This window comes from Nocardia sp. NBC_01730 (assembly GCF_035920445.1).
Lineage (GTDB): Bacteria > Actinomycetota > Actinomycetes > Mycobacteriales > Mycobacteriaceae > Nocardia.
The window spans coordinates 5,187,055-5,201,996 of sequence record NZ_CP109162.1; the positions used below are offsets into that span (position 1 = coordinate 5,187,055).

Annotated in this window: 16 protein-coding genes; 3 read left to right on the top strand and 13 right to left on the bottom strand. The window is 65.7% G+C overall.

Features of this window, described 5'->3' with window-relative positions; translation table 11 throughout:
- The first annotated feature begins 226 nt into the window (after positions 1–226).
- The gene (locus tag OHB12_RS21235; protein ID WP_327110332.1) at positions 227–976 is read left to right on the top strand and encodes a hypothetical protein; all 750 of its coding nucleotides are present in this window, start codon (positions 227–229) and stop codon (positions 974–976) included.
- A gap of 35 nt (positions 977–1,011) precedes the next feature.
- Here OHB12_RS21235 and OHB12_RS21240 read toward each other — a convergent pair whose 3' ends face one another.
- The 10 genes from OHB12_RS21240 to hppD form a co-directional block, all read right to left on the bottom strand.
- Complete coding sequence (locus OHB12_RS21240) at positions 1,012–1,347, bottom strand: DUF5615 family PIN-like protein (protein WP_327110333.1); 336 nt, start codon at positions 1,345–1,347, stop codon at positions 1,012–1,014.
- Positions 1,344–1,625, bottom strand: coding sequence for a DUF433 domain-containing protein (locus OHB12_RS21245; protein WP_327110334.1), 282 nt, complete (start codon positions 1,623–1,625; stop codon positions 1,344–1,346). The genes OHB12_RS21240 and OHB12_RS21245 overlap by 4 nt, the downstream gene beginning before the upstream one ends.
- 92 nt (positions 1,626–1,717) lie before the next feature.
- The gene (gene tuf / locus OHB12_RS21250) at positions 1,718–2,908 is read right to left on the bottom strand and encodes an elongation factor Tu (protein ID WP_327110335.1); all 1,191 of its coding nucleotides are present in this window, start codon (positions 2,906–2,908) and stop codon (positions 1,718–1,720) included.
- Positions 2,909–3,021: 113 nt separating this feature from the next.
- A complete protein-coding gene (fusA, locus tag OHB12_RS21255; protein WP_327110336.1) occupies positions 3,022–5,124 on the bottom strand; it encodes an elongation factor G in 2,103 nt (700 codons plus the stop codon).
- 137 nt (positions 5,125–5,261) lie between these two features.
- Positions 5,262–5,732 (bottom strand): 30S ribosomal protein S7, encoded by a 471-nt coding sequence (gene rpsG, locus OHB12_RS21260; RefSeq protein ID WP_040739280.1) that lies wholly within the window; start codon positions 5,730–5,732, stop codon positions 5,262–5,264.
- Between the two features lies 1 nt (position 5,733).
- The gene (gene rpsL, locus OHB12_RS21265) at positions 5,734–6,108 is read right to left on the bottom strand and encodes a 30S ribosomal protein S12 (RefSeq protein WP_019049359.1); all 375 of its coding nucleotides are present in this window, start codon (positions 6,106–6,108) and stop codon (positions 5,734–5,736) included.
- Between the two features lie 342 nt (positions 6,109–6,450).
- On the bottom strand, positions 6,451–7,014 hold the full coding sequence (locus tag OHB12_RS21270) for a DUF3558 domain-containing protein (RefSeq protein WP_327110337.1): 564 nt from the start codon (positions 7,012–7,014) through the stop codon (positions 6,451–6,453).
- A 10-nt stretch (positions 7,015–7,024) separates the two neighbouring features.
- Positions 7,025–7,552: a DUF3558 domain-containing protein gene (locus tag OHB12_RS21275; protein ID WP_327110338.1), complete on the bottom strand. Its 528-nt coding sequence runs from the start codon at positions 7,550–7,552 to the stop codon at positions 7,025–7,027.
- Between the two features lie 56 nt (positions 7,553–7,608).
- The gene (locus OHB12_RS21280; protein ID WP_327110339.1) at positions 7,609–7,815 is read right to left on the bottom strand and encodes a hypothetical protein; all 207 of its coding nucleotides are present in this window, start codon (positions 7,813–7,815) and stop codon (positions 7,609–7,611) included.
- 73 nt (positions 7,816–7,888) lie between these two features.
- Positions 7,889–9,091, bottom strand: a complete 1,203-nt coding sequence (gene hppD, locus OHB12_RS21285; protein ID WP_327110340.1) for a 4-hydroxyphenylpyruvate dioxygenase — start codon at positions 9,089–9,091, stop codon at positions 7,889–7,891.
- Positions 9,092–9,252: 161 nt separating this feature from the next.
- Here hppD and OHB12_RS21290 point away from each other — a divergent pair, with 161 nt between their 5' ends.
- The gene (locus OHB12_RS21290; RefSeq protein WP_327110341.1) at positions 9,253–9,777 is read left to right on the top strand and encodes an Lrp/AsnC family transcriptional regulator; all 525 of its coding nucleotides are present in this window, start codon (positions 9,253–9,255) and stop codon (positions 9,775–9,777) included.
- A gap of 22 nt (positions 9,778–9,799) precedes the next feature.
- Here OHB12_RS21290 and OHB12_RS21295 read toward each other — a convergent pair whose 3' ends face one another.
- Both OHB12_RS21295 and OHB12_RS21300 read right to left on the bottom strand, forming a co-directional pair.
- Positions 9,800–10,912, bottom strand: a complete 1,113-nt coding sequence (locus OHB12_RS21295) for a winged helix DNA-binding domain-containing protein (protein WP_327110342.1) — start codon at positions 10,910–10,912, stop codon at positions 9,800–9,802.
- 34 nt (positions 10,913–10,946) lie between these two features.
- Positions 10,947–11,921 (bottom strand): NADPH:quinone oxidoreductase family protein, encoded by a 975-nt coding sequence (locus OHB12_RS21300; RefSeq protein ID WP_327110343.1) that lies wholly within the window; start codon positions 11,919–11,921, stop codon positions 10,947–10,949.
- A 360-nt stretch (positions 11,922–12,281) separates the two neighbouring features.
- On the opposite strand from OHB12_RS21300, the gene OHB12_RS21305 reads away from it, so the two are divergent.
- Positions 12,282–13,085 (top strand): acyl-[acyl-carrier-protein] thioesterase, encoded by an 804-nt coding sequence (locus OHB12_RS21305; protein WP_327110344.1) that lies wholly within the window; start codon positions 12,282–12,284, stop codon positions 13,083–13,085.
- Positions 13,086–13,259: 174 nt separating this feature from the next.
- On the opposite strand, the gene OHB12_RS21310 is transcribed toward OHB12_RS21305, so the two are convergent.
- On the bottom strand, positions 13,260–14,930 hold the full coding sequence (locus OHB12_RS21310; protein WP_327110345.1) for an FAD-dependent oxidoreductase: 1,671 nt from the start codon (positions 14,928–14,930) through the stop codon (positions 13,260–13,262).
- Positions 14,931–14,942 lie beyond the last annotated feature (12 nt).

Here is a 14,942-nt window from a genome sequence, read left to right on the forward strand (position 1 = left end):
GCGCTGAGACTCACGCAACGGATTCCGTCGGCGGTGTGACGGAAGTTGGCGTGCTGTATACGGCGTCTCGCTCGCCGCCGACGACGCGGGTAGGGCGGTCGTCATCTGTCGCCCTGACGCTAACGGAGCCCACCATCCCTCCGCGATGACCTCCCAGGTCATGGCGCCGCGGTCCGGCAGTCTCGAGGTCTTGCGCGCTCGGTTGGTGCATCGCATATTCGCACCTATGCCGGACACAGATACGCCTGCGGCGGTGACGGCTTGGCCGGGTCACCAGGGCCGGAAATGGGTGCGACGCAACGGCTACTGTTACCGCATGCGGATTGCGGCACTTGTAGCCATTGCCCTGGTGCTGAGCGCCTGCTCCCAGACCAAGGCAGGAAAACCACAGGGGGTGGCGGGCAGTTCGTCGCAGGCAAACACTTCTTCGACGGCCGCGCCCAGCCGGGAAAGTAGTTTGCAGGATCGGATCTCGTGGGTTCAGCAGGGGACACCGATCGATCTCGGGGGCTTTCACTCGGCCAGGATCGAAAACGGACCGACAACCGATCTGAAGGCCGACATCGCGTTCGTCAGCCCGACCGGCAAGATCAGCTGTATCACCGGTGTCGCCTACAGCATCGAGGGATTCGACTGCGAAGTTGAGCTGAAGACGCCGATGCCCCAGCCCGGGGAAGGCTACGGGAACTGGTTCGGCGGCTTTGTCTCCTACTCCGGGCAGCGGTTGACAGTCGGCCAATTCCGCGGCGACCCGGGGCTTTTCATCAATGGCAAAGGGCAGACGCTGCCATACGACAGCACCTTGACCTTCGGGAACTACACCTGCCGCCTCGCGACTACCGGCCTCACCTGTGTGAACCCCACCGAGCGCACCGGCGTGCAAATGAGCGACGACGGCGTCGTCCCGCTCGGCTGCCTACAAGAAGCCCCCGCGTCCCAACGCGAATCCTCCGTCGGCCGCGCCTACAGCTGCTGATCCGATCACACCGGGAACCGCTGTCCACAGAGTTATCAGCGTATTTCGACGATCTTCTCGCCAGCCTCGAGAAGCTCCAACACGGTCGGCAGGACGGGCAGGAAAGCAGCGAGAAGCGCTTTCCGCGAGCAATTGCCCATTCGGATCCAAACGAGGGCGGGCGCAGCTGCGTCGGGACGGCTCCTACCGATCAAAATGAAGTCCTCGTCCTTCGAAATGATGACAGCGTCGCGCCGAAGGGCCTCATTCCACACTTCCGAATCCGCGGCAGACGTCAAGTCGATATCACAGACATGCACGGCGTCGTGCCCCTCGTCCGTCAACACGCGTGCTAGTGCAGGTGGCAACTGGGCATCGACAAGAAACCTCAACAGGCTGTCCGCAGGATCGGATGATCGATCTCAGCGGCCGCGAATGCTAGGCAGGCGCGGATGTCTTCCAGTTCGAGATAGGGGAAATCGGCGAGGATGGACTCCTCCGTTTCACCTGCGGCCAAGAGCTCGAGTACGTCCTTCACTCTGATCCGCATACCGCGGACACAAGGCCGCCCCCCACACTGGTTCGGGTCGAACGTAATCCTGGACACCCCCGAAGCATAACCTCCCGCGCCCAGCCCAAGTGCACGTCGCGAACCAGGAACCGGCCTCATCCGGGCGGGCTCCCGACCTCGAAGCCGCGCTGAAATACCGAACGGCGCCGCTCCATTCGGAGCGACGCCGTTCAGGTCAGCGATTCAGTGAATCACTTGATGATCTTCGTGACGCGACCGGCGCCGACGGTGCGGCCACCCTCGCGGATCGCGAAGCGCAGACCCTCGTCCATGGCAACCGGCTGGATCAGCTTGACGACCATCTCGGTGTTGTCACCGGGCATAACCATCTCGGTGCCCTCGGGCAGGGTCACAACGCCCGTCACGTCAGTCGTACGGAAGTAGAACTGCGGACGGTAGTTGTTGAAGAACGGGGTGTGGCGGCCGCCCTCGTCCTTCGACAGGATGTACGCCTGGCCCTCGAACTCGGTGTGCGGGGTGGTGGTGCCCGGCTTCACGACGACCTGGCCGCGCTCCACGTCCTCGCGCTTGATACCACGAACCAGCAGACCGACGTTGTCGCCGGCCTGGCCCTGGTCGAGCAGCTTGCGGAACATCTCGATGCCGGTGACCGTGGTCTTGGTCTTCTCCGGACGGATGCCGACGATCTCGACTTCCTCGTTCACGTTGATCACGCCACGCTCGACGCGACCGGTGACGACGGTGCCACGACCGGTGATGGTGAACACGTCCTCGACCGGCATCAGGAACGGCTTGTCGGTCTCGCGCACCGGGTCCGGGATGGACTCGTCGACCGCGGCCATCAGCTCGAGAACCGACTCGGTCCACTTCGGGTCGCCCTCGAGCGCCTTCAGACCGGAGACCCGCACGACCGGCGCGTCCTCGTCGAACTCCTGCGAACCCAGCAGCTCGCGGACCTCCATCTCGACGAGCTCGAGGATCTCCTCGTCGTCGACCATGTCGGCCTTGTTCAGCGCGACCAGGATGTAGGGCACGCCGACCTGACGCGCGAGCAGCACGTGCTCACGGGTCTGCGGCATCGGGCCGTCGGTCGCGGCGACCACGAGGATGGCGCCGTCCATCTGCGCCGCACCGGTGATCATGTTCTTGATGTAGTCGGCGTGACCCGGCGCGTCGACATGCGCGTAGTGGCGCTTCTCCGTCTGGTATTCGACGTGGGAGATGTTGATCGTGATACCACGAGCCTTCTCCTCCGGCGCCTTGTCGATCTGATCGAACGCGAAGCTCTCGTTCAGATCCGGAAACTTGTCAGCCAGCACCTTGGTGATCGCTGCGGTCAGCGTGGTCTTGCCGTGGTCGACGTGACCGATGGTGCCGATGTTGACGTGCGGCTTCGTCCGCTCGAACTTCGCCTTCGCCACTTCTTTGTCCTCCTGGACTTGTTGGTGCGTGCAGTTGCAGCAGTGCGGTTATTGAATGGGGTCGTGCTGACGCCCGGCTGTCGGGGCAAGTGTCCCACTTGCCCCGAACGGTGTTACTCGCCGGTCGCCTTGGCGATGATCTCCTTCGACACGTTGGCCGGAACCTCCGCGTACGAGTCGAACACCATGGAGTAGTTCGCCCGGCCCTGGGTCTTCGACCGCAGGTCACCGATGTAACCGAACATCTCCGAGAGCGGAACCAGCGCCTTGACGACACGGGCACCACTGCGTTCCTCCATGGCCTGGATCTGACCACGGCGGGAGTTCAGGTCGCCGATCACATCGCCCATGTAGTCCTCGGGCGTGATGACCTCGACCGCCATCAGCGGCTCGAGGATCACCGGACCGGCCTTGCGAGCCGCTTCCTTGAGCGCCTGCACGCCGGCGATCTTGAACGCCATTTCTGACGAGTCGACGTCGTGGTACGCGCCGTCGAGCAGCGTGACCTTCAGGTTCACCAGGGGGTAGCCCGCGAGCACACCGTACTGCATGGCGTCCTGCGCACCGGCGTCCACCGAAGGGATGTACTCCCTCGGCACGCGGCCACCGGTGACCTTGTTCTCGAACTCGTAGTGCGCGCCGTCCTCGCCGACGAACGGCTCGATGGCGATGACCACCTTCGCGAACTGGCCGGAGCCACCCGTCTGCTTCTTGTGGGTGTACTCGAGCTTCTCGACCCGCTTGGTGATCGTCTCGCGGTAGGCCACCTGCGGCTTGCCGACGTTCGCCTCGACCTTGAACTCGCGCCTCATTCGGTCGACCAGAATGTCGAGGTGGAGCTCGCCCATACCGCCGATGACGGTCTGACCGGTCTCCTGGTCCAGCTTGACCGAGAAGGTCGGGTCCTCTTCCGAGAGACGCTGGATCGCGGTGCCCAGCTTCTCCTGGTCGGACTTGGTCTTCGGCTCGATGGAGACCTCGATGACCGGGTCCGGGAAGGTCATGGACTCGAGCACGATCTGGTTCTGCGGATCGCACAGGGTGTCACCGGTGGTGGTGTCCTTGAGGCCGATGACCGCGTAGATGTGCCCCGCCGAGGCGGCGCCGACCGGGTTCTCCTTGTTGGAGTGCATCTGGAACAGCTTGCCCAGACGCTCCTTCTTGCCCTTGGTCGAGTTGATGACCTGGGCGCCGGAGTCGACCTTGCCGGAGTACACGCGGACGTAGGTCAGCTTGCCGAAGAACGGGTGCACCGCGATCTTGAACGCCAGGGCCGCGAACGGCTCGTCGGCGCTCGGCTTGCGGGTAAGCAGTTCCTCTTCCTTGCCGGGCGCATGGCCGGTGGTGGCCTCCACGTCCAGCGGCGAGGGCAAGTAGTCGATGACCGCGTCGAGCATGGGCTGCACACCCTTGTTCTTGAACGCAGAGCCACACAGCACCGGGTACAGCTCGGAGTTGACCGTCAGCTTGCGGATGGCGCCCTTGATCTCGTCGATCGAGAGCTCCTCGCCACCGAAGAACTTCTCCAGCAGCGCCTCGTCGGATTCGGCGACGGTCTCGAGCAGTTCCTGGCGGTACTGCTCGGCCTTCTCCTTCAGGTCCTCGGGGATCTCGACGACCTCGTACTGCTCGCCGAGCTTGGTCTCGCCCCGCCAGACCTTGGCGTTGTACTCGACCAGGTCGACGATGCCCTCGAAGGTGTCCTCCGCCCCGATCGGCAGCTGGAGGACCAGCGGCTTGGCGCCGAGGCGGTCTTTGATGGTCTGCACGGTGAAGTAGAAATCCGCACCGAGCTTGTCCATCTTGTTGACGAAGCAGATCCGCGGCACGTCGTACTTATCGGCCTGACGCCACACCTGCTCGGACTGCGGCTCGACGCCCTCTTTGCCGTCGAACACCGCGACGGCGCCGTCGAGCACGCGCAGCGACCGCTCCACCTCGACGGTGAAGTCGACGTGCCCGGGGGTGTCGATGATGTTGATCTGGTTGTCGTTCCAGAAGCACGTGGTAGCCGCGGAGGTGATGGTGATACCACGCTCCTGCTCCTGCTCCATCCAGTCCATCGTGGCGGCGCCGTCGTGGACCTCACCGATCTTGTAGGTGATACCGGTGTAGAAGAGGATGCGTTCAGTTGTGGTCGTCTTGCCCGCGTCGATGTGGGCCATGATGCCGATATTGCGGACCTTGTTCAGGTCGGTGAGCACGTCCTGTGCCACGGAAATCTTCCCCGCTCGTAGCTAGTTGGGATTATCGGGGACGACCCTGTGGTCGTCTCTATGTCAACGCCGGACGCGACAGGTAAGTGCCGCGTTCCGGCTGTGCCTCCCGACCCAGACGACGGGCCGGGCAGACGTCACCAGCGGTAGTGCGCGAAGGCCCGGTTGGACTCGGCCATCTTGTGGGTGTCCTCACGACGCTTGACGGAGGCACCGAGGCCGTTGCTGGCGTCGAGCAGCTCGTTGGCCAGACGCTCGACCATGGTCTTCTCACGGCGGGCCCGCGAGTAGTTGACCAGCCAGCGCAGCGCCAGGGTGTTGGAGCGGCCCGGACGGACCTCGACCGGCACCTGGTAGGTGGCGCCACCGACGCGGCGCGGCTTGACCTCGAGTGCGGGCTTGACGTTGTCCAGCGCGCGCTTGAGGGTGACGACCGGATCGGTGCCGGTCTTCTCGCGCGCCTGCTCCAGCGCGCCGTAGACGATGCGCTCGGCAGTGGACTTCTTGCCGTCCAGCAGGATCTTGTTGACCAGCTGAGTGACCAGCGGCGAACCGTAGACCGGGTCGTTGATCAGCGGACGCTTGGGTGCGGGGCCCTTGCGTGGCATATCAGCTCTTCTCCTTCTTGGCGCCGTAACGGCTGCGGGCCTGCTTGCGGTTCTTCACACCCTGGGTGTCGAGCGAGCCACGGATGATCTTGTAGCGGACACCGGGGAGGTCCTTCACACGACCGCCACGCACGAGCACCATCGAATGCTCCTGCAGGTTGTGGCCCTCACCCGGGATGTAGGCCGTGACCTCGACCGCGCTGGTCAGGCGAACACGCGCGACCTTACGCAGCGCGGAGTTCGGCTTCTTCGGGGTCGTGGTGTACACGCGGGTGCACACGCCACGGCGCTGCGGGCTCCCCTTGAGGGCCGCGGTCTTGGTCTTGGAGACCTTGTCGCGACGACCCTTGCGGACCAGCTGGTTGATGGTTGGCATAGACCGGCTTTCCTTATTAGTTAACGCGGTGTCTGGAACTTCATGTCTGTTTAGTTGGCGACGCTCCCGGGGCCTTTCGTGGTCACGCAAGCTTCCGCCTCCGGGCCCATCGTTCACATCGCTGTCATCGAGCTTTCACTCGCACGTCCGGCCGCGTTTCTCGCGTCCCGAGGTCGGGCGTGTCGCACGCGGCGCAGAGCCCGAAATTCGGGCACGCTGGAGTGGTCAGCCGCTTTCGCTGGCCTACGATCACGCACGAACTTGCCCGCATGCTTCCGGGCACAGCGATCCACGATACCCGCGGCCGGGACACAGGGTCAAAGCGGGTGGTATCGACCCCCGCTACCGCGCCAAATTCAAGGTCAACTCGACCAGCTTCTTCGCTGCCCCGCACGGGTCCGGATGACTCGAGCCCGGGTGGTAGTTGACCCAGAAACCGATGACGCCCTGATCCGCCGCACCCGCACTGACGCCGCAGGAGTCCGGATCGTTGGGGCGGCGCGTCTCCAGCGCGCGCCTGCCCTCGACGGTGATGTTGTTGGTGATGTAGCCGAGCCTGTCGTTGTTGGCCTTCTCGTTGTTCAGCGCACCGATCTCGTACCAATTGAGCGTCACCATGGCGTCACCACCGGGGGCGCCCTGCAGGTCCCACATGCAGACCGCGCCGTAGAAGGACGGCTGAACGAAGGAGTCCGCACCCACCGCCTTGGCGATGTCCTCGCTCGTGACGACCTCGCATTCACGCAGCAGCTTGTCGAAATTGGTGTTGACGGTGTCCCCCGTACCGGATCCGGCCGGGTAGGCGGACCCACTGACCGTTCGCCCGCAACCAGAGGCGCCGGACGCAAGAGCCAACAGGGCGACCGCGGCGAATATTCCACGGGTGTAGCCGCGCCGAAGTGTCATCGGTCCTTCCCTACCCCAGCCGTTGCACGGTCAGTTCCGCCAGCTTGTGCATGCGGTCGCACGGATTGCCGTCGGCACCGAACAGGCCGAAGGACATAGACCATTCGAAGAAGTCGTCGTCGAGCCGCACCGCGAGGTCGCAGACCTGCCCGCTCGGCTCGAGCGCCTGAAAACCGGTACGCCCTCCGACTTCGATCGTCTGCGGATTACGGCCCTGAGTGGAGACCCATGCCTTCTCCCGCTCGATCGGGCTGCCCCGGTACGAGGCGAAGGTGACGCTGGACGAACCGGTCCCCGCGGACTGCCAGTTGCAGCCCACCGAGTTTTTCAGCACCTGGGAGATCTGGCCGAGACCCGCGAGATCGCGCACCTCGTCGTCGGTCACGTGCCCGCATTCACCGACGAACGGACCTAGCGTGGCCACCTTCGGCGGTGGGCGCAGCGAGGTCTGGGTGTCGTCCGCGTTGCCTCCCGAACCGCACGCCGTCAGCATCAACGACAGCACCGCCGCGCAGCCGACCAACGCCCCTATCCGCATAGCTGCACTCTACCCACGGCATCGCGGTCGGGTCCGGATCGCGCGGGCGGCAACGGTTATCCGCCCTCGACGCGCAGCACGTAAGTGTCTATGGGCGCGATATACACGCACTCCGCCCGCCCGGTCTTGTATTTCGACATCGCCGTCAGGCACGCGTCCAGATTCGGGTGATAGCTGGAGGGCGGCCCCGCCCGCGCGACCGGACCCGCGCCACCGCAGAGCGCGATGACGAGCGAAGCCACCGCGGCGGTTTTCCCGGCCACCGCGACCCTCCCCCCGTGTCCGGCGAATGATCCGACCAGGAGAGTACTGCCAAATACGCAGTGCGACAACCGATCACAAATTGCCGCGGGCCTCCTGTTCGCGTTCGATCGCCTGGAACAGCGCCTTGAAATTGCCCTTGCCGAAGCCGAGGGAGCCGTGCCGCTCGATGAGCTCGAAGAAGACGGTGGGACGGTCGGTGAGCGGTCTGGTGAAGATTTGTAGCAGATAGCCGTCCTCGTCGCGATCTACCAGGATGCCGCGGTGTTGTAATTCCTCGACCGGCACACGGACCCGGCCGATGCGGGCGCGCAGTTCGGGGTCCTCGTAGTAGGCGGCGGGCGTGTCGAGGAATTCGACGCCCTCGCGGCGCAGCGCGTCGACGCAGGCGAGGATATCGCCGGTGGCGAGCGCGATGTGCTGCACGCCGGGGCCACGGTAGAACTCGAGGTATTCATCGATCTGCGAGCGCTTCTTGCCAGCGGCGGGTTCGTTGAGCGGGAACTTCACCCGGTGGTTTCCATTGGCGACCACCTTGCTCATCAGCGCCGAATACTCGGTGGCGATGTCGTCGCCGACGAACTCGGCCATGTTGGTGAAACCCATGACGCGTCGGTAGAACTCGACCCACTGGTCCATCTGCCCGAGTTCCACATTGCCTACGACGTGGTCGATCGCCTGGAACAGCCGAGTGGGCGAGCCCGCCCGCTGCTGATAGTTCGAGCGCCGGCCGATATAGCCGGGCAGATAGGGGCCGTAGTAACGGGAGCGGTCGACCAGCGTGTGGCGGGTCTCGCCGTAAGTGGCCAGTGCGGCCGAGCGGACGGTGCCGAAGTCGTCGGTGTCGTCGTACGGTTCGACCAGGATGGTGGCGCCTTGCGTCCGCGCCCATGCCACACAGCGATCCACGTCGGGCACCTCTAGCGCGATATCGATCACACCATCGCCGTGCCGATCATGATGGGCGACCAACGTACTGTTCGGGTCGACTGCACCGGTGACCACGAAACGCGCCGCGCCACTGCGCAAGACGAACGCTTTGTGGTCACGGTTTCCGGTCTCGGGACCGGAGTACGCCTCCAACCGCATCCCGAAAGCGGATTCCAGGAAGTGCGCGGTCTGTGTGGCATTGCCGACCACCCAGACCAGCGCGTCCCAGCCGATCACGGGGAAAGGATCGCCGCTGTTGTCGTGGTCGACCAGCCCGACGAGCGTGCGCAGCTCGCGGTCGCTGGGGGCGGTGCCGCGCCGGGCGTTGGGCAGGTGATCGATGGTCATGCTCCAAGGAAATCGCCGGGTCTACACGATAGGCAACAGCACCAACTATCGATAGACAGTGTGGCGAATTCGGCTAGGAAACGCCTCGGAATGCTGGACAATTTGAATAGCATCTGCAGGGCAGGCAGCACGCCTGGCCCATGCCCCGAACGGAGGCCGTCATGTCGCGAACGCCCGCGAAACTCGACGAACTCGACCTCGCAATCCTCACCGCGATGCACGAGTACCAGAAGGCGGGCATCCTCGAGCTGTCCCGCCGCACCCGGGTCGCCAGGGCCACGGTGCAATCCCGGATCGGGCGCATGGAGGAATCCGGCGTGATCGCCTCTTACGACCCGCAAATCGACGTCACCGCGGCCGGGTTCGACGTGCAGGCGTTCGTCACGCTGGAGATCGCGCAGGGCGCGCTCGACACCGTCGCGGCCGAACTCGACACCATCCCCGGCGTGCTGGAGGCCTACGCGACCACCGGCTCCGGCGACGTGCTCTGCCGGATCGGCGCCGACTCGCACGCTGGACTCCAGGCCGCGTTGCTGAGCATCGACCGGACCTCGTCGGTGGTGCGCTCGCACAGCGTCATCGTGCTGTCGACGGTGGTGGCGCGCCGCTCGCTGCCACTGCTACGCACGATGAGTCCGGCCGGTACCACCAAGGCGCCCGCCTACCGCTCGACCAACGAACCGTAGCGGCGGCAACCGTTCGGACGAATCAGGGACGCAGGTCGGCGTCCACGTCGAGGATTTCCACGCAGGCCCGCCTGCCCGCCTCCAGGAAGCCGAGCAGAGCGTGCGCTTCGGCCGCCACGGCAGCGCTTTCCGTCTTGGTCCACGTCCTGGTCGGGCTGATCCGGAGCCGAGCGGTCTCGGCGGTGACGAAGACCTTGTACAGACCCGCGAGGAACCCGTCGACCAGCACTGGAGACACCTGCGCCGCGAAGGCGCGCAGCGGAGGGGCCGCACCGTCCGGCACGATCCTGGTCCGATCCTGGTGGGAGAGAACGACATTGTCGTACCACCCGAGCAGACGCACGGGAGCGGGTACGTCAGGGTCGGCGAGCTCGCCGTCGGCTACGTCGTAGAGGGTCCGTCCGCGCTCGTCGGTGTAGGTGCGCACGCGGTCGCCGAGTTCGTCGATCGCCTGCTTCATGCCGAGCAGCTTCGACCAGGTCTGCATGTCCATGGTGCTGGCCGGGCCGAAGGCGCGCAGATAGCGGACGAGCAACTCCGCGAGCGGGTAGCTCGGGTCGAGCGGAGCGTCGAGCCACGGCTCGACCCGGGACCAGATCGGCCTGCTGTTGTCTTTCCACTTGCCTCGCGGCGGGGTCTGCAACACCGGGAGCTGATAGAGCCAGGTCTGCACCACCGCGCCCGGGTTGCGATCCGGATAGAGCTCGGCAGCGCGGGCGCGCAGCTCCGCAGCGGACATCGGCTCGTCACCGAGTACCGCCTCGCCGTGCCCGCGCACCTCCTCCGGGTCGAGCCCGACCATCGCGCCGTAGTTGAACCCCTTGCGGAACGGCACCTTCTCCAGTTCTGGTTGCACGTGCGGCGCGATGCGCAGCGCGTCGGGCGGGGTGACCAGGTGAATCGTGCCGCGCATCAAGGTGATTCGGACCAGCGAGCGGTCCTCCAGCGCGTCCGACACCGTCGTCGGATCGAAATCCGCGATGCGGCTCCACAATCCGACGAACGGCGGCGGCGAATCCTGCGCCTGCAACCCGACGAGATGGTCGCATATCTCGGGCACGGTGCGCGGGGAGCGCTCCAGCAGGTGCTGGCGGGCGAGCAGGGTGCGATTCAGCACCCGGGTGGACAGCTTCACAGCGCGCTCCGTAGACGGGTGGTCACACTGCGCGTCAGCGCAGCGTGACCACGATCTTGCCGGTGGCGGTGCGGTTGTCCAGCGAGGCGACCGCCTCGGCGGCCTTGTCCAGCGGGTACAGCACCGGCTCCGGCGGCGCGATCTTGCCTGCGGCGAGCAGCGGCTCAACCTCGGCCCACTGCTCGGCCAGATACCCCGGGTGCGACATCACCCATTCGCCCCACAGTGCGCCGAGCACCTCGACGTTCTTCAGCAGCAGCCGGTTCACCTTCACGGTGGGGATCTCGCCGGCGGTGAAGCCGACTACCAGCAACCGGCCCGCCGAGGCGAGCGAACGAATGCTGTCGGTGAAGCGGTCGCCCCCGACCGGGTCGAGCACGATGTCGACGCCGCGGCCGCCGGTCAATTCCTGCACCGCCGCGAGCCAGCCGTCGGCGAGCACTACGTCGCTGGCGCCGTTGGCGCGGGCCACCTCGGCCTTCGCCTCCGTGCTCACCACGGCAATCACCCGGCCGGCGCCGAGCGCGGCCGCCATCCGCAGCGTCGAGGTGCCGATGCCGCCCGCGGCGCCGTGCACCAGCACGGTCTCGCCCTCGGCCAGCCTGCCGCGGTTGCGCAGGCAGAAGTGGACGGTCAGATCGTTGAACAGGACGCCTGCGCCCGCCTCGAGCGAGACGTTGTCCGGCAGCCGGAACACCATCGGCGCGGGCGCGACGGCCACCTCGGCCATGGCGTTGCCGAGCAGGGTCAGTGCGACCACCCGGTCACCGGCCACGACGTGCGCGTTCTCGGGCGCCTCGCGCACGATGCCCGCAACCTCGCCGCCGACGACGAACGGCAGCTCGGGTTTCATCTGGTACAGGCCGCGGGTCATCAGTAGGTCCGGGAAGGCGACACCTGCCGCGTGCACGTCGATCACGACACCACCCCGGTAGGAAGCGGGCTCCGGGATGTCGACGACCTGGATCGCTTCCGGTCCTTCCAGCTTGCTGACCTGGGCTGCGCGCATGTGCTGACCTCTCTGTCCTCGCGACGGCGCGTGTCCTCGCCGACGCCGCCAGGACCAACCTAACCGGCCGCCGCGGACCAGTCTCCAGACGACCCGATTTTGCTGTCGAAGTGCATGGAGATCGAGAAGACCCGCGCCGCCGCGGTGAGCGCCGCACTGCTGGATGTGCTATCGATCGAAGCTTCTCGGCCGGGACCGGCTCGGTCCTCCACACTATCCTGCCTGGTCCAAAGGTTTTTTGGCGGATTATGCGGGAGTACAGGCGGCTCGACGCGAGGGTGTGACGTACGCCCCGTAAAGTCGTGTCACAACAGCACCGCATGAAGAAACGCAGCACACCGTGCAGCGCGAGGAGCACCAGTGTCACTCGATCAGCCACTCGCCCCGCTTCCCCAGGAGGGCATGGGCTTTGCTTCGACGTGGCCCGTCCGGGCTGGCGATGTGGATCCCTACGACCGGTTGCGGTTCGATGCCGTCGCCCGCTACCTGCAGGATATTGCCTGGGAAAATCTGCAGACAACCTTCTTTCACCGGACCGACCCGAATTGGATCGTCCGACGGACGGTCATCGACGTCGTCCGACCGATCCTCTGGCCGGACGAGGTGCGACTGTTGCGCTGGTGTTCGGCGTTGTCCACCAGGTGGACCAATATGCGCGTGCGGATCACCAGCGGAAACGGTGGCCTGATCGAGACAGAGGGCTTCTGGATCAACATCAGCGAGTCGACCGGGATGCCCGCCCGAATCAGCGACGAGGGCCTGGCCTACCTGGCCCGCACGACCGACGAGCATCGGCTGCGCTGGCGGCCGTACCTGGCGGACGCGACACCGCCGGAATCGGACACCGACATGCCGTTCCCGGTGCGCGCCACGGATATCGACCAGTACAACCACGTCAACAACGCCTGTTACTGGCAGGCGGTGGAACAGTTCCTGGTCGACTACCCCAAGCTGCTCGCAGGCCCACACCGCGCGGTGATCGAATACGTGGCGCCGGTCCTCGCACGCCAGCATGTGACCATACGCAGCCGATACGAGCCCAGCGACCGGTCAGGACAGCCGGTGCTGCGGCTGTGGTTCGTTGTCGGCAGTACGACCACCACGGTGGTCCGCATCATGCCGCTGCCCTCCCCCGCCTCGCTGCCCGCCTCTCCGAGTTTTTAGGCCGTACCAGTCGGGTGACACAGGATTTGCGTTCAGGTCCCGCGGTGAGTGCCACTCGAGTTCTGGGCGTTCCCGATGAGTTACCCATGTTCTTGCGAAACCAGTTGGCTGGTCGAAGGCGCCATAGCCGGAGGCCGGTCGGATCTCGGATGATCCGACCGGCGACCGCAACTGTCAGCCGCGCGCAGCCTTCAGCAGATCCTCGCGGGTGGTGAACTTGACCCGCGGACGACCCGCGGACTTGCCCGCGGCCTTCTCCGCCTGATCGATCGCCCGCCAGCCCGCCCGGTCCACCAGGTCGGCCTGCCGCTGGGCCAGCAGAGTCTTCAGCGCGGCCCGATTGCCCTGCGGCACACCGAATTTGCCCGTGGTGAAGTCGGAGAGGAGCTGTTCCACCGTCTCCTCGGAGTCGACCCGGTTCGATCCGATCACACCGCGCGGACCGCGCTTGATCCAGCCGCTGACATACACGCCGGAAATCGGTATGCCGTCGGCGCCGATCACCCGGCCGTGCTCGTTGGGCACGACGCCGCGCCGCTCGTCGAACGGCAGGTCGCCGACCGGCTCTCCGCGGTAGCCGATGGAACGCAGCACCAGCGCGGCGTCGATGCTCTCGGTCCGATCGGTCGCCACGGCCACCAGCTGACCGCCCTCGCTGACCAGCTCGTTGTGCACGAACTCGACCGACTCGACCCGGTCGGCGCCGATCAGCGCGGTCGGCGAGGCGAGGTAGCGGAAGACGATCCGCTTGTTGCCCTCCGCGCGCCGACCGGCGACGTACTCCTCGGCCAGGGTGTACTTCAGCGTCAGCGACGGTTCGACCTTCGGATCGTCCAAAATTGCTCGGCTCGCCTGGTCGAGTTCCAGATCGGCCTCCTCGACGACAACGTCGACGCCCTTCAGGTGAGCAAGGGCGAGGAACTCCGACGAGGTGTAGGCCGCCTGCAGCGGGCCGCGCCTGCCGAGCACGATAATCTCGCGAATATTGCTCTGGCGCAACGCATCCAGCGCGTAATCCGCGATGTCGGTCTTGGCGAGTTCGTCGGGGTCGACGGTCAGCACTCGCGCCACGTCCAAGGCGACATTGCCGTTGCCGACGATCACGGCCCGCTCGCCGGACAGGTCGAAGGTCCGGTCGGCGTAGTCCGGGTGACCGTTGTACCAGGCGACGAACTCGGTGGCCGAGTGACTGCCAGGAAGATCCTCGCCCGGCACGCCGAGGTGGCGGTCGGTCGAGGCGCCGACCGCGTAGATCACGGCGTGGTGGTGCCGCAGCAGTTCGTCATGCGAGATGTCCGTGCCGACCTCGACGTTGAGGTAGTACTGCAGTGTCTCGCGGCGGAACGCGGACTCGAACATACTCGAGACCGTCTTGGTGCCGGGGTGGTCCGGAGCGACGCCCGCCCGGACCAGGCCCCACGGGGTGGGCAGCCGGTCGAACATCTCGATTTCGACGTCTGCTCTGCGCAGCAGTTCGTCGGCGGCGTAGCAGGCCGCGGGCCCGGCTCCGACGATCGCGACGCGTAGGGTACCCAGCTCCTTCGGCGGACGTGCGGGAGTGACGATCGGATCGAAGTTCGACTCGAGCGGATGCCGTTGGAAGTAGTCGGCATTGATATCCCGGTATCGCGCCAGCGAGGCGGCGAGGTCGTCCTCGGGGAAGATGGCCTCCACCGGGCACGCGTCGACGCAGGCACCGCAGTCGATACAGGTGTCGGGGTCGATGTAGAGCATCTCGGTAGTCGCGAACTCCGGCTGGTCCGGGGTGGGACGGATGCAATCGACCGGGCACTCGGAAACGCAGCTGGCGTCGTTGCAACAGCGCTGCGTGATTACGTAGGCCATATTGTGCTGATC